The sequence below is a fragment of the Ralstonia soli genome, assembly GCF_023955655.1.
In the GTDB taxonomy this organism is placed as follows: domain Bacteria; phylum Pseudomonadota; class Gammaproteobacteria; order Burkholderiales; family Burkholderiaceae; genus Ralstonia; species Ralstonia soli.
Genome location: NZ_JAMXHT010000001.1, coordinates 256,368 through 278,290, shown reverse-complemented (window position 1 = coordinate 278,290; position 21,923 = coordinate 256,368). Strand labels below are relative to the sequence as shown.

Below are 21,923 nucleotides of genomic sequence, written 5' to 3'. Positions count from 1 at the left end.
GCACCGGCGCCGATTACTCGATGACCTTCGGCACGAGATACAGGCCGGCCTCGGTGGCCGGGGCGCATTGCTGGTAGTCGGCGCGGCGGTCGGCTTCGGTGACGACGTCGTCGCGCAGGCGCTGGGCCTGGACCTGCACCTGCTCGATCGGGTGGGCCATCGGCTCGATGCCGGTGGTATCCACGGCCTGCATCTGCTCGACCAGCGAGAAGAACTGGTTGAGCTGGGTGAGGGTCTGCGCGGCCTCGGCATCGGAGACTTCGATGCGGGCAAGGTGGGCGATGCGTTTGACGTCGGAGAGTTCGAGTGCCATCGGAGTGGGTCAGTGAGTACGGCGGCGGGCGGGCAGCCTGCGCGGGCGGCCAAGCGACGGGTACTGCGCGCAACCCACGCGCAGGTGGGCCCCGAGTGTGCCGATTGGCCGCAAATTTGGAGGGAAACGCCCGCGAAACGTGCGAATTATAAGGTATGATTGCCGACTAAATTTCTAAGTCAGCAGGCGACTTCGTGCAGTCACGGACCCTCTGATTAAGTCCGCCGGGAACCTCCCGGCCGTCGCACCGTCAGCAGTTGGCGACACTTAATCAAAGGTTCCTTGGGGGCCCCCTCTCCGGGCGGCTCAGCTCGGCGGGTTGGACAGTGCCATGGCACCCCTCCGCCAGCCACCACGGAGCCCGCGACATTCCCGGGAGCGCAGTAGCAGGATCGGACCGCATGGCACAAGTCCACGCGAGGTCCGCGCATCGGTGCAGCCATAGCACCGCGATCCTGCTGCCGCGCCGCCCATGACTCGAAAAACAGGATTCATTCGATGTTCGGCTTTTTGCGCAGCTATTTCTCCAACGATCTCGCGATCGACCTCGGCACCGCCAACACCCTGATCTACGTCCGCGACAAGGGCATCGTCCTGGACGAGCCGTCGGTCGTGGCCATTCGCCAGGAAGGCGGCCCGAGCGCCAAGAAAACCATCCAGGCCGTCGGCAAGGAAGCCAAGCAGATGCTGGGCAAGGTGCCGGGCAATATCGAAGCCATTCGCCCGATGAAGGACGGCGTGATCGCCGACTTCACCGTCACCGAGCAGATGCTCAAGCAGTTCATCAAGATGGTGCACGACAGCAAGCTGCTGCGTCCGAGCCCGCGCATCATCATCTGCGTGCCGTGCGGCTCGACCCAGGTCGAGCGCCGCGCCATCCGTGAATCGGCGCTGGGCGCCGGTGCATCGCAGGTCTACCTGATTGAAGAGCCGATGGCCGCAGCCATTGGCGCCGGCCTGCCGGTGTCGGAGCCGTCGGGCTCGATGGTGGTGGACATTGGCGGCGGCACCACCGAGGTGGGCATCATCTCGCTGGGCGGCATGGTCTACAAGGGCAGCGTGCGCGTGGGCGGCGACAAGTTCGACGAGGCCATCGTCAACTACATCCGCCGCAACTACGGCATGCTGATCGGCGAGCAAACCGCCGAAGCCATCAAGAAGGAAATCGGCTCGGCCTTCCCGGGTTCGGAAGTACGCGAAATGGAAGTGAAGGGCCGCAACCTGTCGGAAGGCATTCCGCGCGCCTTCACGGTGTCGTCCAACGAAATCCTGGAAGCGCTGACGGACCCGCTGAACCAGATCGTGTCGTCGGTGAAGATCGCGCTGGAACAAACCCCGCCGGAACTGGGCGCCGACATTGCCGAACGCGGCATGATGCTCACGGGCGGCGGCGCGCTGCTGCGCGACCTGGACCGCCTGCTGGCCGAAGAAACCGGCCTGCCGGTGCTGGTGGCCGAAGACCCGCTGACCTGCGTGGTGCGCGGCTCGGGCATGGCGCTGGAGCGCATGGACAAGCTCGGCAGCATCTTCTCGTACGAATAACGGGACCATGCACCACGCCGATCCGCGTTCCGCCTCTGTGGCTGCTTTCGTGACCACGGCCGTGGTCACGCCAACGGCCTTCGCGGACCGCTGAGATGCGTCTCGCGCCGGTGCGCCGTGCTCTGCCCGCCCCGGGCCACTGCACCGCACCAGCGCCACACCCAATCTGTTGCCGGCAGGCCGCTGACGTCGACTCTGGCGTTGACCGTCAGGCGCCTGCCGTGCCCATTTGAAGCGTCCGGGTCATGGACTACTCCCCGCCGCCCCTCTTCAAGCAGGGCCCGTCTGCCACCGCGCGGCTGGTCGCCCTCCTCGCACTTGCGCTCGCGCTGCTGGTGATCGATGCCCGCATGTCGGTGCTCGGTGTGGTCCGGCAGGTCGTGTCGGTCGTGCTGTACCCGGTCGAGCGTGTGGTGCTGATCCCGCGCGACACCGCGCGTGCCGCATTGGAGTACGCGCAATCGTCCACCACGCTGGCCAACGACAACCGCAGCCTGCGCGAGTCGGCCGTCGCCCAGGCGCAGCAGTCGCTGCGCGCCACGCAGCTCGAAGTCGAAAACCGCAACCTGCGCACGCTGCTCAATCTGAAGCAGCACGCGGCAGTGCCCACCGTGGCCGCAGAAGTCCTCTACGAGGCGCGTGACCCCTACACGCAGCGCATCGTGATCGACCGTGGTTCCAAGGACGGCATCCGCGCCGGCTACCCGGTCATCGACGATCGCGGTGTGGTCGGGCAGATCACGCGGGTATCGCTGTTCGAATCGCAAGTCACGCTGCTGACCGACAAGGATCAGGCGATTCCTGTTGAGGTCGTTCGCAATGGTTTGCGCAGCGTGGCGTTCGGCGGGGCCCGCCCGGGCGCGCTGGACCTGCGCTTCATGGCCGCCTCGGCCGACCTGCAGCAGGGCGACCTGCTGGTGACGTCGGGGCTGGACGGCGTATATCCGGCGGGCCTGCCGGTGGCACGCATCGCGCAGATCGAGCGCAAGGCCGACACCGCGTTCTCGCGCGTGATCTGCGAGCCGGTGGCCGGCATCCGCAGCAACCGGCACCTGCTGATCGTGAAGTACGAATCGGGCTTCCCGCCGCCGATGGATCTGGCGCCGCCTTCCACGCCCAAGGGCAAGAACGCCGCGCGCGACGCCCGCGAAGAGAAGGACCGCGCCGCACGCGCCGCCGCCGAGGCCAATGTGCCCGCACCCGCTCCCGATGAGAACACCACGCCGCCGCGCCCGACCGACGCCGACGGCAATCCGCTGGACACCGATCCGGCGCAAAAACGTTAAGCGAGGGCACACCATGAACTCGCCCCAATACCTGCTGCGTCCGGTCAACCCCGGCTTCATCGCCTTCAGCTTCGTGCTGGCGTTCCTGTTCAACCTGATGCCGTGGGGCCACATGCAGTGGATCCCCGATCTGGTGGCTCTGGTGCTGGTGTTCTGGAACATCCACCAGCCGCGCCGCGTGGGCATGGTGGTGGCGTTCCTGCTGGGCCTGCTGATGGACGTGCATGAGGCGCGCCTGCTGGGCGAGCACGCCATGGCTTACACGCTGCTGTCGTACTTCGCGATCACGATTCACCGGCGCGTGCTGTGGTTCTCGGTGCTGTCGCAGGCGCTGCACGTGCTGCCGCTGCTGGTGCTCGCGCATGCCGTGCCGATCGTCATCCGTCTGCTGATGGGCGCACACCTGCCGGACTGGCAGGTCATCCTGCCGCCGTTGATCGAGGCCGCCCTGTGGCCGTTCGCGAACGCGTTCCTGCTGGCGCCGCAGCGCCGCCCGGAGAACGTTGATGAAACGCGGCCAATCTGAAGTGGCCGGCTCAATGCATCCCGCTGTTAGCGCTCACCTGGCATGACCGAAATCCGCAACGTCGAACAGGAGCTGTCGCGCTTCCGCGTGCGGCTGGCGGCGGCCGCCCTGTTCGTGGTGATCTGCTTTGGGCTGCTGCTGGCGCGCTTCTTCTGGCTGCAGCAGGTCAAGCATGAGCAGTACTCGGCCAAGGCCGAAGACAACCGCATCTCGGTGGCGCCCATCGAGCCCAACCGCGGCATCATCATGGACCGCAACGGCGTGGTGCTGGCGCGCAACTACTCGGCGTACACGCTGGAGATCACGCCGTCCAAGTTGCAGGACACGCTGGACAACACCATCGACCAGCTCGCGCAAGTCGTCGACATCCAGCCGCGCGACCGCCGCCGCTTCAAGCGCCTGATGGAAGACGCGCGCAGCTTCGAGAGCCTGCCGATCCGCAGCCAGCTGACCGACCAGGAAGTCGCGCGCTTCTCGGCGCAGCGCTTCCGCTTTCCGGGCGTGGACGTGCACGCGCGGCTGTTCCGCCAGTACCCGCTGGGCGATTCGGCCTCGCACGTGATCGGCTACATCGGCCGCATCTCCGAGCGCGACCTGGACCGCATCGACAACATGAGCGATGCCAACAGCCAGCCCGGCGTGACGTACGACCCGCGCAAGGACGCCAACAACTACAGCGGTACCGAATACATCGGCAAGGTCGGCATCGAGCAGAGCTACGAGACCGAGCTGCACGGCCTGACCGGCTACGAAGAGGTGGAAGTGAGCGCGGGCGGGCGTCCGATCCGCACGCTCTCCACCTCGCAGGCCACGCCGGGCAACAACCTGATCCTGTCGCTCGACATCAACCTGCAGCGCCTGGCCGAGCAGCTCTTCGGCAACCGGCGCGGCGCGCTGGTGGCGATCGAGCCCGAGACGGGCGACATCCTCGCCTTCGTGTCCAAGCCGACGTTCGACCCGAACCTGTTCATCGAGGGCATCGACAGCGCCACCTGGAACGAACTGAACAACTCGCCCGACAAGCCGCTCTTGAACCGTCCGCTGCGCGGCACGTATCCGCCGGGCTCGACGTACAAGCCGTTCATGGCGCTCGGCGCGCTGGAGCTGGGCAAGCGCACGCCGCAGTGGGGCATGGCCGACCCGGGCTCGTTCACGCTGGGCAACCACACCTTCCGCGACGACGTGCCGGGCGGCCACGGCTGGGTCGACATGTATCGCTCAATCGTGGCGTCGTGCGACACGTACTACTACCGCCTCGCCAACGACATGGGCGTCAATGCCATCCACGACTTCATGAAGCCGTTCGGCTTCGGGCAGGTCACGGGCATCGACATCGAGGGTGAGCGCACCGGCATCCTGCCGTCCACCGACTGGAAGCGCAAAGCCTACAAGCGCCCCGAGCAGCAGAAGTGGTACGACGGCGAGACCATCTCGCTGGGCATCGGCCAGGGCTACAACAACTTCACGATCCTGCAGCTCGCGCACGCGGTGTCGACGCTGGCCAACAACGGCGTGGTGATGAAGCCCCACCTGGTCAAGGCCGTGGAGGATTCACTGTCCAAGGCGCGCGCGCTGACGGTGCCGACCGAGAGCTATCGCATTCCGCTCAAGCAAGCGAACATCGACGTGATCAAGCACGCCATGGTGGGCGTGAACCAGGCAGGTACGGCGGCCAAGGCGTTCATCGGCGCGCAGTATGTGTCGGCGGGTAAGACCGGCACGGCGCAGGTGTACTCCCTGGGCAAGAACGAGAAGTACAGCCACCACGCATTGCCCGAAAGCAAGCGTGACCACGCGCTGTTCGAAGCCTTCGCGCCGGCCGACCACCCGAAGATTGCGCTGGCGCTGATTGTCGAGAACGCCGGTTTTGGCGCAACCTCGGCCGCGCCGATCGCACGCGCGGTCATGGACTATTACCTGACCGGCAAGTGGCCGGCCGAACTGGCGGCCACCGCACCGAAGCCCCAACCGCAACCGCCGGTGGATACACCGAGCGTGTTCTCGACCGGCAAGACGGCCACCATCGCCAGTGCCACGGCCACGCCGCAGGCAGCGGCTGAGGCGGCGGCACAGGCGGCGTCCGGGGTTGCGGCGGCTTCGGCCGTGGCGGCACCGGCCGCCAGCGATGCCGCCGCAGCTTCGGTGCCGGCGGCGGCGTCTGCCGTGGCCGCCGGCACTGCGCGCAGCGCACCGCCGCTGTCGCCGGATCTTGTGGCGCCGGCCCTGCGCGAAGCTGGCACCAGCGCCGAGGCCGTCGCCCCGGCCACGCTCGACGCCCAGGTGCTGCAGGCCCTGTCGCACGCCCAGCCGGCGCCCGAACTTCCGCCGCGCGGACGCGGCAATGCCGCCGCCCCGGCCTCGGCGCCCGCCACGTCGCCCAAGGGCGGAAAAGAGGCTAAGCCGGGCAACAAGCCGGCACCGAAGCCCGCACAGAAGCCGACGCCCAAGCCCGCACCGGCTGCGTCCGCCAAATCGGCCACGCCCTGACATTTGCGCTTGAGGATCACGCCATGGACAAACTGGACAAGCGCCGCATATTCAACGTCATCAAATCGCTCTTCACCGGCTTTGACGGGCCGCTGGCGCTGATCGTCTTTCTGTTGCTGGGCACGGGGCTGATCGCGCTGTATTCGGCCGCCATCGACATGCCGGGCCGGGTGGAAGACCAGGTCCGCAACATCCTGCTGTCGTTCGTGCTGATGTGGATCATCGCCAACCTGCCGCAGCAGACGCTGATGCGCTTTGCCGTGCCGCTCTACACCGTCGGGGTGGCGCTGTTGATTGGCGTGGCGATGTTCGGGCTGATCCGCAAGGGCGCGCGGCGCTGGCTCAACATTGGTGTGGTAGTGCAGCCATCCGAGATCATGAAGATCGCCATGCCGCTGATGCTGGCGTGGTACTTCCAGAAACGCGAGGGCGTGATCCACTGGTACGACTATCTGGCGGCGGCCGTGCTGCTGCTGATTCCCGTGGGCTTGATCGCCAAGCAGCCGGACCTGGGTACGGCGCTGCTGGTGCTGGCCGCCGGCATCTACGTGATCTACTTTGCCGGCCTGTCGTGGCGGCTGATCGTGCCGGTGCTGGTGGTAGCGGTGACGGCGATCACGCTGGTGGTGTCGTTCGAGTCGCGCATCTGCGCGCCGGGCGTGAACTGGCCGATCCTGCACGACTACCAGCAGCACCGCGTGTGTACGCTGCTGGACCCGACCACCGACCCGCTGGGCAAGGGCTTTCACACCATCCAGTCGATCATCGCCATCGGCTCGGGCGGGGTGACGGGCAAGGGGTGGTTGAAGGGCACGCAAACCCACCTGGAGTTCATCCCCGAGAAGCACACCGACTTCATCTTCGCGGTGTATTCCGAAGAGTTCGGGCTGGTGGGCAACGGCATCCTGCTGTTCCTGTACCTGCTGCTGATCCTGCGCGGGCTCTTTATCGCCGCCAATGCAGGCACGCTGTTCGGGCGCCTGCTGGCCGGGTCGATCACGCTGATCTTCTTCACCTATGCCTTCGTCAATATGGGCATGGTGAGCGGCATCCTGCCGGTGGTGGGCGTGCCGCTGCCGCTGATCAGTTACGGGGGGACGGCGCTGGTCACGCTGGGCATGGGCATCGGCATCCTGATGAGCATCGCCCGACAGAAACGCTTCGTGCAGACCTAGGCAAAACGGCCGCCAAATTCTGGCGGCCGTTTCGTTTTCAGGCGGCGAGGGCTTCTTCGCGCAGCAATCTTCGGAGCACCTTGCCCGTTGCCGTCGCCGGCAGCGTGTCGTGGAACTTCACGCGGCGCGGCACCTTGTACGGCGCCATGTTGTCGCGCGACCAGGCAATCAGCTCCGCTTCCGAGAGCGTCACGCCGCTCATCGGCACAACGTGCGCGCAGACGACCTCGCCCTTGTCCGGGTCAGGGATGGGCGTCACGGCCACCTGACGGATGCCGGGGTGACGTGACAGCAGCGCCTCCACATCCTCCGGGAACACGCTGTAGCCGGACACCTTGATCATCTCCTTGATGCGGCCCTGCCATTGCAGGTAACCGTCGGCCGAGAGCTGACCGATATCGCCGGTGTGCAGGAAGCCGTTGCGCAGTACGGCGCGCGTGGCCTCGTCGCGCTGCCAGTAGCCACGGAACACGCCCGGGCTGCGGATGGTGATTTCGCCAGCCTGGCCCGGCGGCAGTTCCGCGCCGGTGTGCGGGTCGACGATGCGTACCTCGGTCTGCGGGACGATCTTGCCGTGCCAGCCCCAGCGCGGCGCGTCGGGCGGCGTGATGGCGTCGCAGGTGTGTGTCTCGGACAGGCCGTAGGCGGCTTCATAAATGCGGCACTGCGGGCCGGCAAACGCGCGCCATTGCTCCGCAATCGCCTCGGTGAGCGTGACCCCGAAGCTGGTGCACGGATTCGTCACCAGCGATTCCATGCGGTACTGCGCGGCATCGGGATGCGCCATCACCGCCAGATTCATCGGCGTCATGCTGTACCAGCGCGTAACGCGGTAGCGGTCAATCGCCTGCAGCACCGCCAGCGGGTCGAAACGGTAGAGCAGGATGGTGGCCGCGCCGGCGTACAGCATCACGTTCATGCCCATCAGCATGCCGGCGATGTGCGACAGCGGCGCCACCGCCAGCATCACATCGGCCGCCTGGATGCCGCCCACCTGCACCGTCACCGCGGTCTTGTACAGCGCATTGCGGTGCGTGAGCATCGCGCCCTTCGGGCGGCCGGTGGTGCCAGACGTGTAGACCATCAGCGCCACCTCGTCGAGGCCGACGGTGATGGCGGTCACCGCATCGCGCTCGGCCACATCCACCGGTTCGGCCATCAGCTGCATCAGGTCGAGCTGCGCGGCGCCGGGCTTGTTCCTGGGCGGCCCGTCAGACGAAACATAGGCCGACGCATCCGCCGCGATCAGCTCAGGCGGCACGACCAGCGCCTTGCGGCACGCAGACTGCGAGGGCTGCAGATCGGAGTAGCGCGTGGTGATGACGGTCGTAACCGACGTGCCCGGCCGCGCGGCCTCGACAATCGGCATCAGGTCGGCCGCCGCCACCAGGACCTTGGCGCCGCAATCGGCCAGTTGGTCACGCAATTCATGCTGGCGCGACAGCGGCCCGCACGGCACGACAATGCCGCCCAGCTTGGCCGTGGCCAGATGCGCCACGATGGCCTGAGGACAGTTGTGCAGGAACAGCGCGACGCGGTCGCCGCGCGTCACGCCCAACCGCTGCAGTTGCACCGCCAGCCGCGTCGAGAGCTGATCCAGCTCGCGCCAGCAGATCGTGCGGCCATACCACAGCAGGGCAATGCGCTCCGGCGTCTGCTGCGCATGGAGGGCGCAATACCGGTGCAGCGGCATTTCACCCGCCAAGTAGTGCACCGGTTCGCGGTTCAGGATGGTCATGTGGTGTCTCCTCGGCCGCCGGCATCGCAAGGCGATACCTTGGCCGTGATGGCTGCCCTCAAATCGGGGCGCTCATTTCTGGGGCGCTCATTTCTGGGGCGCTCATTTCTGGGGCGCTCATTTCTGGGGCGCTCATGCGGGTCGGGCTTCTCGGCATCCATCGCTTGAGTATGACGAAGCCGCATGGCGCCCGCCGCATCGTTTTGCGCAAAACCGTGTTCCACCCGCGATTCGGGCCGGATGTGATCACGCGCAAGGCGGAACTCACAAAAATCTACCGCTCGGTATAGAGTCTCGGCGCAAATCCGCCGTTGCGTCAATCGGTGAGAAGTCGGATACCCAGCCGTGGCAACAAAACGCCGCAAATGCAAACGGCGTCGATGTTCTTGCATGAGCGTGCGCTCACATTTAAGGATTGCTCCCAGGCAGTAAATTGCTCACATCAACATTAAACATTTGCTGTCACGACAGATTTGTTCTATTTTCAACAACAAATCATGTGAGAGGCAGGGAATGGATCGTTTGCAGTCGATGCGCGTGTTTTCCAAGGTGGTGGAGCTTGGCAGCTTCGCCCGGGCGGCCCAGCATCTGTCGATGAGCAATGCCGTGGTCACGCGCTACGTGGCCGACCTCGAGGCGCACCTCGGCACGCGCCTGCTCAACCGCACCACGCGCAGCCTGTCGTTGACGGACGTGGGCGAAACCTATCTGCAGCGCTGCGCGCAGATTCTGCTCGACATTGACGAGGCGGAGTCATTGGCCACCTCGCGCAGCCAGGCGCTGGTGGGCGGCCTGCGCATCGTCGCGCCGGTGATGTTCGGGCTGCACGTGCTGCCGATGCTGCTCGCGCGCTTCCAGCAGCTCTACCCCGAGGTGACGTTTGACGTGGCGCTGTCCGATCGCCCGATCGACATCGTCGAAGACGGCCGCGACGTCGGCATCATGGTCTCGGAGCTCGGCCTGGGTTCGCACCTAGTGGCGCGCCGCATGATCTCCGCCGAGATGGTGATGGCCGCCACGCCCGCGTATCTGCGCCAGCATTCCACGCCGCAGCGTGCCGAAGATATCGCCGAACACCGCGTCATCGCCATGTGGCACCCGCAACTGCGGCACGAATGGGAGATGTCCACGCCGGATGGCCAATCGATTGCCGTGCCGGTGCAGCCCTCGCTCGTCACGAGTAACGCCGAGCTGATGCACCGCGCCGTGCTGGCTGACATGGGCATCGCGATCCTGTCGTCGTACATGGCGCGGCCGGATCTCGATTCCGGACGGCTGGTGCGCGTGCTGCCGAACTACAAGCTGCCGGCGCGCTCGCTGTCGCTGGTGTACCCGAGCCGCAAGTTCCTGCCGACGAAGGTACGCACCTTCATCGACTACATGCTGGCCCAGGCGATGGAGGTGAAGCACAGTGAAGCACGCGCCGGGCGAGGCCTGAGCGAAGCCGCATAAGGCGATACCGCATCGCCAAAACAAAATCTATGGTCACCCCCACTTTTGCAACCCTGGGTTTTGATGGTGTGTTTGGCTTGCCTAAATCTATCCGGCGTCAATGTAGGCAGAAGCTGCCCGCGCCACGATGAGAGCCGCGCCTGATGGTCCTAAAAACGGGATCGGCTTCGAGAGCCGAATTTTTTGTCAGGGTGTCCGTCAGGCCGGTATGCCGTTCACGTCATCAGAATTCCAGCAATCGCAAAACCAGAGGGGTGTTCTTCGGTAAAACAGGGACGATCGCGAGCGCTCAAACCTGTGCGAGGCTCACATCTAGCTTGAATGTCGTGTGGTGGGTAGCGAGTGCCCACGCCGTGCGTGCCAGCTTGTTCGCCAGCGCACAAGCCACCACATTCGAGTGCCGCCGCGCCAGCATGCTGCGCACCCAATCGGCAAGGCGCCCGCTCAGCCGCTCCAGCCGCAGCATGTAGCTACGCGCACACTGCACCAGCAGGCGCCGGATGTTCTTGTCCCCACGCTTACTGATGCCCAGTAGGTTGGCTCTACCGCCAGTGCTGTACTGGCGTGGCACAAGTCCGAGCGAAGCGGCGAAGTCCCGACTGCAGGCGTACTGCTTGCCATCGCCCATCTCGGCGGCCAGCACGCTCGCGGTGACCGGCCCCACGCCGGGGATCGACAACAGGCGCTGGCCGAGATCGTCTTCGGCGAGCTGGCGGCCCATCTCCTGGTCGATCTCGCCGATCTGCTCGCCGAGGTGCTTGAAGTGGGCGTGCAACCGCTCCAGCAGGTCAACCATGCGCGGCGGCAGCGGGGACTCGGCCAGAACAGCCGGCAGGCGCTTGATGACGGCCAAGCCCACCGGCAGGCTGATACCGAATTCGAGCAGGAACCCGTGGATCTGATTGATCGTCTTGGTGCGGTCGCGAATCAGCGATTCGCGTACCCGGTGCAGAGCCGAGAGTGACTGCTGCGACTCCGTCTTGGGGCTCACGAACCGCATGGATGGTCGTGAGGCCGCTTCACAGATCGCCTCGGCGTCGACAAAGTCGTTCTTGTTGCCTTTGACGAAGGGGCGCACGAACTGCGGCGAGATCAGCTTGACCTGATGCCCGAAGCCAGCGAGCTTGCGGGCCATGTGGTGTGCGCCGGCGCAGGCCTCCATGACCACGGTGCAGGCTTGCAGCTTGGCGAAAAACTCGACCAATTGTTTGCGGCTCACCTTCTTGCGAAACACGGCCTTACCTTGCCGATCCTGTCCGTGAAGGTGAAACGTGTGCTTGCCCAGATCGATTCCAACCAGCGTGACGTGCTCCATGATGGCCTCCACAAAGAAAAACACCCTACCAGCGTTACCCGCTCGTAGGGTGGGGGTGACCATCTCATTACGGGAGGCTTGGCCTCCCGTTGGCTTGAGCGGCAGCGCAGGATTTACTGCGCGGCGTCTTTCACCTTCTTCAGCGGCCGCACCTTCACGCGCACACTGGCCGGCTTGGCTTCAAACCACTGGTCCTCTTTCGTGAACGGGTTCTTGCCGAAGCGGCGCTTGGTCGCCGGCACCTTCACCGAGGTCACCTTGAACAGGCCCGGCAGCGTGAATTCACCCGCGCCCTTCTTGTGCAGCGCGCCCAGGATGGTGTTTTCCAGATGCTGGAGCACAGCTTTGACCGACTTGGCCTCAAGTTCGGTCTGCTCGGCCAGGTGGCTCACCAGGCTGGCTTTGGTGAAGGTGTCCTTCAGCGGCTTGATAGTCGGAGCCGCAGCGGCGGCCTTCTTTGCCGGTGCGGCTTTCTTTGCTGCGGTCTTGGTTTTCGTCGCCATGGAGTGCGTAGATTTCTAGGTGGTTGACCATCCTGCGATGGCGAATTGCGCGCGCTATGGCGTGCGAGACAAGCATAGCAAGCTCCAGTCGTACTGGACAACGGTACACATCGTCTTCAGTCGGGAGGAGCCTCGTAGCGGGGCGCGCGGAGCTGCGCCTCGATCCATGCGTCGTTGGCAATCACATCGAGAATGCTCGGTGGAATGTCGAACCACTCCGACACGAAATGAACGGCGTCGGCCTCAAGCCCCGCCCATGCCCGCGCCTTTGCCGCCCAGCGCGATCCGACCTTGATTGGAGTGCAGCGTTCCGGCGTGAGGTGGAAGTAGCTGACGTTGCTCGCGGTGGTCGCTTCGACGAACCACATGCGGCGGATGCCGGCGTCATCTCTGGCGCAGCCGATACGCAATTGGGCGCCTTGCTGCTGTAGCGCACGCAACGCCCCGACCTGCGACGTGTCGGCCGGCCGGTACCAGACCGAGACTTTGCGCATCACGGCGTGTTCATCTTGCGTGGCACCCAGCCAGTTCACTGCTGCGACCAGGCGGTGGACGCCATTGGTGCACGTCACCGCCCCACCATAGGCTGCAAGTTTCAGTTCGTACGCAGCTTCAGGGGCGGGAAAGGATTGGTGGCCGATTTCCGATTCGCAGTAGTCAATGACGCGCTCGTCCCAGCCGAAACCGTGCAGGTCCTGCAGCATGCCCCGCCACGTCAAGGCCTTGCTGAAATTCCGATGGGTCAAGCCAACCACGGCGGCGATGGGCACATCGACGTAGACCCGCTCGGTAGTGGTGAGCAGATCAAGAAACGGGCCCAACTCAGTGCGCTTCCAGACCGCCTGGTCCAACACCGGGCACTCGGACTCCGATACTGCCGCGCGGATGCGAGCAAGACCTGGTGCCTTGCGCATCTGCGCTGCTCTGTCTTTGCCGTAGACGACATCTTGGGCTCGATGCATCGCCTCATCGATCATGGCGCTTCCATCTCCAATGCAGGGTCATTCGGCAACACCATGTCGCTGACTTGGTAGCCGTCGGCTCGCAAGAGAGCGACGAGTCCGTCCGGCCCCGGCAGGTGGGCAGCACCAACCGCGACCACCGCACCGCCGGCGTCGAGGGCTTTGCGCAATCGGGGCATCCAGGCCAGATTGCGGTCATGGACCATCAGGCGGTGAAAGATAGCCGCATCCTCTGGGGATTCGTTTCCGAGGCTTGCGAGAGCGGCGATGCTCTCGTAGTCGCCGCGGTTGAATGCGATGACTGCTTGACGGAAATCCTCTTGCTGGCGGGCGTTGTCCAGGCCGCTCATTAGCAGGCGCAAATAGATCCGGTCGGGGACGGCACGTCGTTGGCTTTCCACGTCGGTCTGATCTTCCAGGGGCACCAGCGCGATGTTGTAGCGAAGTGCCGCTTTCGCGAATATCGAGTCTCTGGATAGGTTGCTCGATGCGGTGCACGGAGTCCAAGCGTATCTGTAGGCCACACGAGGACTCTTGTGCTGCAGCATTTCGCTGGCCAGGCCGGGAAGTTGTGGTGAGGCGCAAATCGCGCGTTGTTGCAGGAAGTCAACCTGCGAATCAGTCAACGCCATAGCCCATGATGCGCGCGTTGCTCGCCCGGCGAACACGTTGGGGTCCAGTAGATCTGCACCCTTGAGGTCGACAGGCTGTGGACCCTGGGCCCTCGAACTTTCAATGACAAGGCTTTTGGCGCCCTGGAGAACGGACATCGCCGGCTGGCGCAAGCCAGGATAGGGAACATGGAGCGTGGCGACCAGCACACTTTTGGCTCCGTTCGGAGCGGTGATTGCGAGAGCCGGCACGCCGTCTTGCGCAATTGCTGGCGTAGAGAGGAGGGTGGCGGCACCACCGAATGTCGCCAGCGCGCGAACTAGTGCAGGCAGGCCAAAGGACCGCAGCATGCGATGACTCCGGGAGTAAAGAGGGCGAGGGGAAAGTCTGATCGGCAGTCAGGGCGCAATACAGGGAGCTGCGCCACCCAGTTGGTAGGTAAGCAGCGTTGCTACGCTCCCTTGCGCCGTGTTGCCGGTTTGCTTGGCGGTTGACCGGTCTGCTGATCTGGTGCCGACTCTGGCGTCGGCTTCGCGGCCTCAAGCTGCTCGCGTAGCATTCTCAACTCGGCCTGAGCACCTGCCTCGAGGCCAACGACCTCGGTCAGCTTCTCGCGGGTGCGCTCATGCGCCGCCTGCGCTTCGGCCAGTTGGGCACGCACCTGGTGCTCGCGCGATTCGGCGTTGGCCAAGCGTTCGTTGGCCTGAATACGGGCGATGTCGGCGGCGTCACGCTGGGCTTCGGCGACGGCGGCAGTGCGGTCGGCTGTGACCCGAGCAGCCTGTTCCGCAGCCAGTTGGGCGCGTAACTCGCTCAGTTCGCGCTCCAAGTGTGGCAGGGCTTCCAGGCGCAACTCCACTTGCGCGAGCGCCCGACGAACGGAGGCAAGTTCGCCGCGCTCCCTCTCCGACTCCGCATTCAAGCGCTCGATCTCTGCGGCCTGTTCCGCTGCCTTGCCGGCAAGCTTGTCGCGCTCTGTCGCAACCTGCTGCAGTTCCTGCGTCAGGGCATCGCGTTCGGCTTCAAGCGCCTCGCCGGTGCTGGCCAGCACCGCGTTTTCACTCATGACCTGCGCCAGGGCGGCCTCTGCGTCGGCCGCAGCGTCATCGGCCACGCGCGACAACTCGGTGCCCAGTGCGGCCAATAGGCGGGGGTTCGGATCGCCGATCTTGCGCGCGGCAGGCTTTTGCTGATCCTGCCAAGCAGTCAGGTGGCGGTGGATCGTATTCATGCTACCGCTGCCCAGCCGCTCACGTACCGCGCTGAGCGTCGGCTTGAGTTGCTCGGCGACCAGTGCCTTGGCGGCATCGACAACCTGCTCGTAGGAAATCCCTTGGCGTGCCATTTCGTATCGTATGAACGTCCGCGATTGATATCGTATTGTATTTTATACGATACGATACGAATTGCCAGCATGTGAAGAGTTTGATGCTTTCCGTGTGATCTATGATCGATATGCCAAGCAACTGCCTGCAATCCAGGTCCATTGCCGCATTGGAGTGTCCGTGCCTGACCTGCGCGGGTCTGAGGTCGCGTGGGCGTAGAATTCCGGCAGCCAACTGTGACCGGAGCACCGCATGTCGCTAATTCGCAGCATTCAAGCCGACGCGATCGATCCGTCGACGAGCGTTTCGTCCTTGCTGCGTAAGTGCAAGCTGCTGGCCTCGCGCGTGGGGCATACTCAGCTTGAGCAGTGGGTGGATTGGGAGTTGCGCGGCTATCCGGAAGGCGCGGAGTTGCCGCCCTACCGGGTGACACCTGTCGTGTCCTACGGCAGCTTCGTTGGGCCGTTTGGGATGAATGCACCCAAGCTGCAGGTGCCGGTCACCGTGCTGCCCGAACATTTGCGGGGAGGGCACGCCGTTGCGCAGATGGGGCAGGCTGTCAGCACCTACGAAAATCTCGTCCAAGGAAAAAAGCCATCTTCAGTCAAGATGGACTGGAACGTCGCGTTGGCAATCAAATATGCATCAAAGCTGACCCGCGACATGCAATGCGTGGCGGCGTGGATGGAGGTGCCCATTGGGGCAATCGACCGGCTGCTCGATTGCGTCAAGACGGCCGTGCTGAGCTATGCCATTGAGGTCGAAAAGTTGCGCCCAGATGCAGGTGAGCTTCCGGTAGGTTCGAAACCGATCAGTGAGGAACGATTGACTCAGATCTTCAATACCCATATCGGGGGCAACGTCGGCAACCTGGCCAACGCAAGCACGGGCGTCACGCAGACAGCCAATGTCCAGGTCGGGCAGGGCGATTGGGAGGCGCTGCGCCTCTACCTGCAGTCGTTTGGACTATTGGAGGCCGATCTTGCCGGCCTCAAACACGATCTCGACGAAGAACGTGCAGCCGGGTCTGGCACGACCGAGAAATCAAAATCATGGATTGGCCAACTGGTCGGTAAGGCGTTGAACAAGGCGGCGGGAGTTGGCGTCGAGGCGATTGCCGGAGGTATCGCTCAGGCGATCGCAGGCTACCTTGGCCAATAGGGCGAGTTGTCCATAGTCTGGCGTGCGGGACCCTTGTTACCGCCCTCGCGGTCATTCGCCTGCAAACACAGTCAAACGACAACCGAGCCGAACTATGAAGTTCTACATCGATGAGAGCGGGAATACTGGTGGCGCCACCAACTCCGGCAAGGCATACGACTTCGACGGTCAGCCGACCTTTGCACTTGCCGCCCTCGGTTTGCACGACCAGGAAGCGATCGCTGCGGTCGTCGAGGAAATTAGGGCTGCGCACCGCATCCCGGCTGGCGAGTTGAAGTCCAAATCTCTGACGGGCCAGCCAGAGTTTGTCCGTGACCTTGTCGACGCCATTTGTGATCGCACTTCACCGTGCTTCATCGAAGTGGTCGACAAGAAGTTCTTTGTGGTGACCAACATCGTCAATAGCCACGTACTGCCTCCAAGTTCCGGCATTCTGGCCGAACCAGGAGCACACGTGGTCCAGAACGCACTGGCGGACTTCCTCTATGACACTGCGCCGGTGGAGGTGTTCGACGCATTCATCGCAGCCTGCCGGACACCGACCGATGCAACGGTACGTTCGTCATTCGGAACATTGCTGGAGTTTTTGGATCGGCATCAGGGAAGCGAAGCCTGTTCGGCGTGCCGTGAGATGACGAGACTGTCATTGAGCGACTATGAAGAGATGCTTGCCGAGGAAGGTCCCGGTGCGTACTCGAATTTCCTGCCATCACCGGACATTGGCAAGCGCGGCAAGCCCGTTTCCATGCTGCCGAATTTGTCGTCGCTCACGAATATTTACGCCCGAATCAACCTTCACTACCAACGAGACCTCTCGGCGATCGAGTTGGTGCATGACGAGCAGCTGCAATTCGATCAGATCCTGGCCAACAACAAGCAGGCGACCGAGGCGCTTGGCGATCAGGCGGCCAACTTCTTCACACCGCATGCGGACTACAACTTCAGTTCGACGGCGTCACTGACTTTCGCGAAGTCCCACGACTCCATCGGCCTCCAGTTGGCGGACGTCATTGGCGGCTTCTGCATGAGATACATCAAGGATTGGCTGAGCGATCCAAGGAGTATTTCAGGTGCTGCGCATGCGACCTTTGCGCGCCTGTGCCGGTTGAGTGACGGCGGGACTGTCTGTGGGGTGAACCTCATCGTTACCAACGAACTTGCCCATCGGGTGTTTAGCCCAGTTTGGCAAAACTGAACAGCGTCGAGCCCTTTTGCCTAAGAAGCTGGCGAAGGGCGTGCGCGCGTTCGACAGTTGGATGAGGGTGACATCGGCTATCCTTGCCGCTCACATAAAAACGGGGGTAGCGTGGCAACGTACAAACAGCTTCTGGCGCAAAGAGCTAGGCTCGAATTGCAGATCGAGGCAGCGCACCGTGCCGAAAAGGCAGCGGCGATTGCGCGAGCTCGCGAGATTGTTGAAGCTTACGGTCTGACCGCATCCGATATTGGTTTCAAGGCGCTCCCCGCCAAGAATGGGCAAGCCAAGTCGATCGTGCCGGCCAAGTATCGGAACCCGAAGACGGGCGCCACATGGTCGGGCCGTGGCCGGGCTCCTGCATGGCTTGGCAAGAATCGCAACCGCTTCCTGATCGAAGCGTAACGCCCCCTCGTATGTACAGGTCGAGCTGCTGTTGCCTGTTTGCGCCGGCGGCTCGACGGGCGCAAAGCGCGTGCGCCCAACCTCGACCATCGGCGCCGCTCGCATCCACCTTCCCAAGAATTGGACGGTCGGCATCGAAGTACACTGCCCCCTTATTGCCGCCTGTGAAGCGTCTCCCTGTTCATCGAGCCTTTTCGGGAGATTGCTTTGTTAATTTCGTTGATCTTTTCAACGGGTATGGTGGTCTGCCGGTTCACTTGGTCTCAAGGTCATCGGCGTAAGAAGGTAACGACGACAAAGAAGAAAGCCCGCACTATGCGGGCTTTGTATCTTTGATCGCGCCTGCATTCAGGCAATCGAGAAGCGCTCATAGTTCTTGCCTGCGATCCAGGCGGGCGCGCGGCCTCGACCGGTCCAGGTGGCGCCAGTTTTTGGGTCACGGTATTTCGGGGCAACAGTGCGCTTTGCCTTTGCTTTCCCCTTCGATGCCAGGCCGATGTCCTCGGCTGTCAGACCGTAGTCAGAAATGGCTTGCTTGACATGAGCAATGATCTGCTCAAGTTCTTTGACGCGAACTGCTTCGAGTTGCTCTTCAAGCTTGGCCTTTTGAGCGAGTAGCTCTTTGTAGCTCGGCATGGTTTTCCTGTGTTGAGTGGCGTCGGAATGCAAAGCATATGCCATTCAAGGATCTAAAGGAATGCGGTTCTGGTGATTTCACACTATTCGGAAGAGGGCACTGCCTCGATTTTTCTCGCCTTGCTGCGAAGAGTGCATTTTCTCCTGATGCCGGCTTTGAGTGCCACAGTAAAGTTTTTAGTAGAGAGATTGTGTCGTGGTGCTGCGGCATCGTGGGTGCAGCTTCAATGATCCGGGTGGCTCCCGCTCAAGTGTTGTGTCGCTGGGGCTGCTTCTGTCAGCGGTAGTGGACCTATCGTTCTGGTCGATGGCCGACTTGGGTTCGGGTCGGCTAGACAGAATCTTTACGCTTGACGCTGAGGTTCTGGGAGCGCTAGCAACGCAGTGCGCGTAACGTGCGGACCCAGTTCATCGGGCGGCATGCATCCTCATGCCTATGAGATAGAAGAAGGCATCGGGCGGTCAAGCACAACGCTGTCCGGGCGAATTACTTAACAAGGTGCCCGATACCAAGAGCGCAAATTAAGGATGTTGAGCACTCCGGTCAATAGCTTTCTGTATATAGCGGTGGTTCGTTTGATTGAACGGAGCAGGTGGCACAGTGGGCTTGAAGGCGCTGGAACCCGTTGCGCAGCGATTCCACGATCTGGGCGAGGTCCGTCGCAGGCAGGCGATTTTTCTTCAAGAAGGCAGCCCACTGCTGCTGCTTCGCTGTGTCCCGTGCGAAGGTGTCGCTCAAGCCCGCAGGAATCTCTTTGAGGATAGTGTAGTGCTCTCAAATGGTGGGACTTTGGGGGCATAAAACCGCTCATGCGAGAATACCCGTTGCTCCGCTGCCGCTCAGAATTATTGCGAGTTGGCGCTCTAGAATAGGCCACCACTCTCGGGTGGTACCTTTGGTGGCTTCTTGGTTGTCTTTCGCTCAACTGGAGCCGGTGCCGCGTCCATGAGCTCAGCTGGGTATAGCGACAAGAAGCTGCGCGCTAGCTCGGGGTCCCGGCATGCAAGCCAGTCGTCCCACTTGTCTCTGGTCAGCATGACGACCCCGCGCTTCTCCTTTGGAGAGCCGTCCGGGTTCGTCGGCTTGTGCATGCGCTTGAAGATGGCGTGGTCGTCTGCGTTCAGTGTCAGCATCGCGAACGTGTACCGCGGCGGCCCACCGGTAGGCGACTCCCAGGTGCGCCAGATGCCGGCGATGCCGAACTCGCTTTCACTCTTAAGCCAGATTTTGTGCCGGACGTTGTGGCCGGTTTCATAGCACGGCTCATAGACGGCATCGACCGGCACGATGCAAAGGTTGCAGGCTCGCCAGAACTTCCCGAACATGCGATTGGTGCTGACCGTTTCCGCGCGCGCATTCACGGGATTGGGCATGCCTGAGCGAGCGTACTCGGCAGGTGCAAATCCGAAGTTTGCTACGACGCAGTCCTGCTTGCCGTCCTTGTTGATGAGGATGAGCGGTGAGTCGTAGTCGGGGAACGTCTCGGGGGGGGGGGTACTCAAGCGGAGGGCCAAGGCCCAGAAGCACCCTCAGGCGTTCTACCTTGGCCGGCGCGTAGTTGGTGCACATGACGCCCCTCCCCATACCCAGGAAGCAATGGACCATTGTAGGCATTCTTCACGGTGGCATTTTTCCGCACGTGTCCATCTCCACTCCTGCAACCAGGACTCGGCCGCGAGCTCTCTGCGAAGGGAGCCAAGGATGATGCCTATGTCGGTTGTGCCTTCACCTGGCGGCATCGACTGTTCGAGCTGCCGTGCACGCATGATGACAATCTGCAGGCACCTGATTTCCCATAGGAGGCGCCGTATAACCGGGTCATGACCATACCGCAGTTGAATCTCGCGCAAGCGCTTCCGGGTGAGCGCTGGGAAGCGTTGCCGTAGTGGAAACGTCATTGTGGGACCCAAACTTGGCCGGGCTATCGGCGGTCGCGCGACAGGCGCTTCAGTGCCTGTACTTCTTCTGTCGACCAATCAAGTGGCCGCTCCCACAAACATGGTTCGGCGAACAACGCCGAGTCCAGCGCGTTCAATCTCGCCAAAAACGGCTTATCGATACCCCACATCCGAGCCAAAGTGACAACGCCGTACGCTTGCCTGGCAACGTCCTGCAAGCGGTAAATTTCCCACAACAAGTCGCGCACATCTGGCGAGGGGTTGCGCTGCCATATGGCCCGCAGCGCAGCCGCAGAAAGCTTCTTACGCTGGATTGCCGAGGTTGGAAAGTCACGCGCTGCCATGGTCTAATACTGGATGTATGTACAGTATCGATGGCCGGCGGCGTCTGGTCAATGAGGCAGTGGGAATGTGATGACTACGCTTCCTGCCGCTGCCTAGCTAGCGGTTGTTCATCCCGCGTTCACGAGAGCCGGTCAGCCTCGGTGAAGTCAACTTCGTTTACTAAACGGTGCGAGTCCGAACGGGTTCGCCCTAGCTAAGATGATGCGAACAGAACAGGTGGCACACATGCCCTCGCGAATTGACGTGGTGAGTACCACGCTGGCACCAGCGCGCGCTAGTACCAGGGAAGAAGCGCTGCGGCTGCTGGAGCAGGGCGGAGTCGCGGCCGTCGAACTGGACTATGAGTCCGGCTGGCGGGACGCTGTTGAGTTGGGCCGACTCGGCGGAGCCGTTGGGATTCGGGTGGAGTTCCGTGGCCACGAGAGCATCGCAGTCAAATCACCAGCGGCACTGGTTTCTGGACTTGCGCGTGCGAAAGCCACTTTCCGGCAGCGGAACCTCTACTGTCAGTTTGACTTGGACCGATTGCCGGCTGCCGAACTGGCCAAGTTGGAGGCAAAAGCGGAAAAGCTTGGGGACTACATCCTCGCGGGCCACTTGCTGCGAGAGGTCGATGCGGTCTGGTCCGAGTAGCGCAACCTCAATAACGGTCCTGCGCGTGACTCGCTGGCGGCGTCGGGCATCAACAATCGGATCCAGGAGACTGAGCGCATGGCCTGCGGTGTCCGCGATGACCACGACTTCTTCTCAAAATCCGCGCCGTGTTCCCTGGTAATCCGCGATGAACCAAAAAAAAAAGCGCCCCTGCACACGTGGGCGCTGCGCCTCTGGTCCCCCGGGGAAAAGGCGCCACAAAAACGCAGGGGAGCACCAGCGCCGCTGCGTTCAAGCATTGTGGACGCAGCGGCCAGAAGATGAATACGCCATTAGGGGGGAATCCGGTTTTATTTCGCGAGATTGTCCCGTGCCGCGTGTACAGCTATCCGCATTTGCTGGTCGATGCCCTCACTGCATGCTGCAATGCAAGAGTCACGCAAATCGGCAAC

General features: G+C 62.9%; 20 protein-coding genes. 10 read left to right on the top strand and 10 right to left on the bottom strand.

Features of this window, described 5'->3' with window-relative positions:
• Positions 1–13: 13 nt before the first annotated feature.
• Entirely contained in the window at positions 14–313 is a 300-nt protein-coding gene (gene gatC, locus NG900_RS01210; RefSeq protein WP_252675877.1) for an Asp-tRNA(Asn)/Glu-tRNA(Gln) amidotransferase subunit GatC, read from the bottom strand.
• 498 nt (positions 314–811) lie between these two features.
• Here gatC and NG900_RS01205 point away from each other — a divergent pair, with 498 nt between their 5' ends.
• The 5 genes from NG900_RS01205 to rodA all read left to right on the top strand — a co-directional run bounded on the left by NG900_RS01205 (position 812) and on the right by rodA (position 7,329).
• Entirely contained in the window at positions 812–1,855 is a 1,044-nt protein-coding gene (locus tag NG900_RS01205) for a rod shape-determining protein (RefSeq protein WP_045785428.1), read from the top strand.
• A 245-nt stretch (positions 1,856–2,100) separates the two neighbouring features.
• Entirely contained in the window at positions 2,101–3,141 is a 1,041-nt protein-coding gene (mreC, locus tag NG900_RS01200) for a rod shape-determining protein MreC (RefSeq protein ID WP_252675875.1), read from the top strand.
• A 13-nt stretch (positions 3,142–3,154) separates the two neighbouring features.
• Complete coding sequence (mreD, locus tag NG900_RS01195; protein WP_252675873.1) at positions 3,155–3,667, top strand: rod shape-determining protein MreD; 513 nt, start codon at positions 3,155–3,157, stop codon at positions 3,665–3,667.
• Positions 3,668–3,709: 42 nt separating this feature from the next.
• Positions 3,710–6,154 (top strand): penicillin-binding protein 2, encoded by a 2,445-nt coding sequence (mrdA, locus tag NG900_RS01190; RefSeq protein ID WP_252675871.1) that lies wholly within the window; start codon positions 3,710–3,712, stop codon positions 6,152–6,154.
• 23 nt (positions 6,155–6,177) lie between these two features.
• Entirely contained in the window at positions 6,178–7,329 is a 1,152-nt protein-coding gene (rodA, locus tag NG900_RS01185; RefSeq protein ID WP_420804105.1) for a rod shape-determining protein RodA, read from the top strand.
• Between the two features lie 37 nt (positions 7,330–7,366).
• On the opposite strand, the gene NG900_RS01180 is transcribed toward rodA, so the two are convergent.
• A complete protein-coding gene (locus NG900_RS01180) occupies positions 7,367–9,067 on the bottom strand; it encodes an AMP-binding protein (RefSeq protein ID WP_252675869.1) in 1,701 nt (566 codons plus the stop codon).
• Between the two features lie 513 nt (positions 9,068–9,580).
• Between NG900_RS01180 and NG900_RS01175 the strand changes: the two genes are divergently transcribed.
• Complete coding sequence (locus tag NG900_RS01175; protein WP_252675867.1) at positions 9,581–10,519, top strand: LysR family transcriptional regulator; 939 nt, start codon at positions 9,581–9,583, stop codon at positions 10,517–10,519.
• Between the two features lie 289 nt (positions 10,520–10,808).
• Here the strand turns inward: NG900_RS01175 and NG900_RS01170 are convergent, their stop codons facing one another.
• The 5 genes from NG900_RS01170 to NG900_RS01150 form a co-directional block, all read right to left on the bottom strand.
• On the bottom strand, positions 10,809–11,834 hold the full coding sequence (locus NG900_RS01170) for an IS110 family RNA-guided transposase (protein WP_252675502.1): 1,026 nt from the start codon (positions 11,832–11,834) through the stop codon (positions 10,809–10,811).
• 113 nt (positions 11,835–11,947) lie between these two features.
• Positions 11,948–12,337 (bottom strand): HU family DNA-binding protein, encoded by a 390-nt coding sequence (locus NG900_RS01165; RefSeq protein WP_252675865.1) that lies wholly within the window; start codon positions 12,335–12,337, stop codon positions 11,948–11,950.
• A gap of 116 nt (positions 12,338–12,453) precedes the next feature.
• The gene (locus NG900_RS01160; protein ID WP_252675864.1) at positions 12,454–13,314 is read right to left on the bottom strand and encodes a hypothetical protein; all 861 of its coding nucleotides are present in this window, start codon (positions 13,312–13,314) and stop codon (positions 12,454–12,456) included.
• Positions 13,311–14,261 carry a TraB/GumN family protein gene (locus tag NG900_RS01155; protein WP_252675863.1) on the bottom strand — a complete coding sequence of 317 codons (951 nt, stop codon included), beginning with the start codon at positions 14,259–14,261 and terminating at the stop codon, positions 13,311–13,313. The genes NG900_RS01160 and NG900_RS01155 overlap by 4 nt, the downstream gene beginning before the upstream one ends.
• 101 nt (positions 14,262–14,362) lie before the next feature.
• Entirely contained in the window at positions 14,363–15,256 is an 894-nt protein-coding gene (locus tag NG900_RS01150; RefSeq protein WP_252675862.1) for a DNA-binding protein, read from the bottom strand.
• A 232-nt stretch (positions 15,257–15,488) separates the two neighbouring features.
• On the opposite strand from NG900_RS01150, the gene NG900_RS01145 reads away from it, so the two are divergent.
• The 3 genes from NG900_RS01145 to NG900_RS01135 all read left to right on the top strand — a co-directional run bounded on the left by NG900_RS01145 (position 15,489) and on the right by NG900_RS01135 (position 17,997).
• Positions 15,489–16,397, top strand: a complete 909-nt coding sequence (locus NG900_RS01145) for an AbiTii domain-containing protein (protein WP_252675861.1) — start codon at positions 15,489–15,491, stop codon at positions 16,395–16,397.
• A 94-nt stretch (positions 16,398–16,491) separates the two neighbouring features.
• Positions 16,492–17,592: a DUF3800 domain-containing protein gene (locus tag NG900_RS01140; protein ID WP_252675860.1), complete on the top strand. Its 1,101-nt coding sequence runs from the start codon at positions 16,492–16,494 to the stop codon at positions 17,590–17,592.
• A gap of 111 nt (positions 17,593–17,703) precedes the next feature.
• Complete coding sequence (locus NG900_RS01135) at positions 17,704–17,997, top strand: H-NS histone family protein (RefSeq protein ID WP_252676882.1); 294 nt, start codon at positions 17,704–17,706, stop codon at positions 17,995–17,997.
• A gap of 348 nt (positions 17,998–18,345) precedes the next feature.
• On the opposite strand, the gene NG900_RS01130 is transcribed toward NG900_RS01135, so the two are convergent.
• From NG900_RS01130 to NG900_RS01120, 3 genes are all read right to left on the bottom strand, one after another.
• Complete coding sequence (locus NG900_RS01130) at positions 18,346–18,633, bottom strand: H-NS histone family protein (protein WP_252675859.1); 288 nt, start codon at positions 18,631–18,633, stop codon at positions 18,346–18,348.
• Positions 18,634–19,497: 864 nt separating this feature from the next.
• Positions 19,498–20,136 carry an SOS response-associated peptidase family protein gene (locus tag NG900_RS01125; protein ID WP_252675858.1) on the bottom strand — a complete coding sequence of 213 codons (639 nt, stop codon included), beginning with the start codon at positions 20,134–20,136 and terminating at the stop codon, positions 19,498–19,500.
• 419 nt (positions 20,137–20,555) lie between these two features.
• The gene (locus NG900_RS01120; protein ID WP_252675856.1) at positions 20,556–20,876 is read right to left on the bottom strand and encodes a hypothetical protein; all 321 of its coding nucleotides are present in this window, start codon (positions 20,874–20,876) and stop codon (positions 20,556–20,558) included.
• Between the two features lie 259 nt (positions 20,877–21,135).
• Here NG900_RS01120 and NG900_RS01115 point away from each other — a divergent pair, with 259 nt between their 5' ends.
• Complete coding sequence (locus NG900_RS01115; RefSeq protein ID WP_252676880.1) at positions 21,136–21,510, top strand: PHA-granule associated protein 4; 375 nt, start codon at positions 21,136–21,138, stop codon at positions 21,508–21,510.
• Positions 21,511–21,923 lie beyond the last annotated feature (413 nt).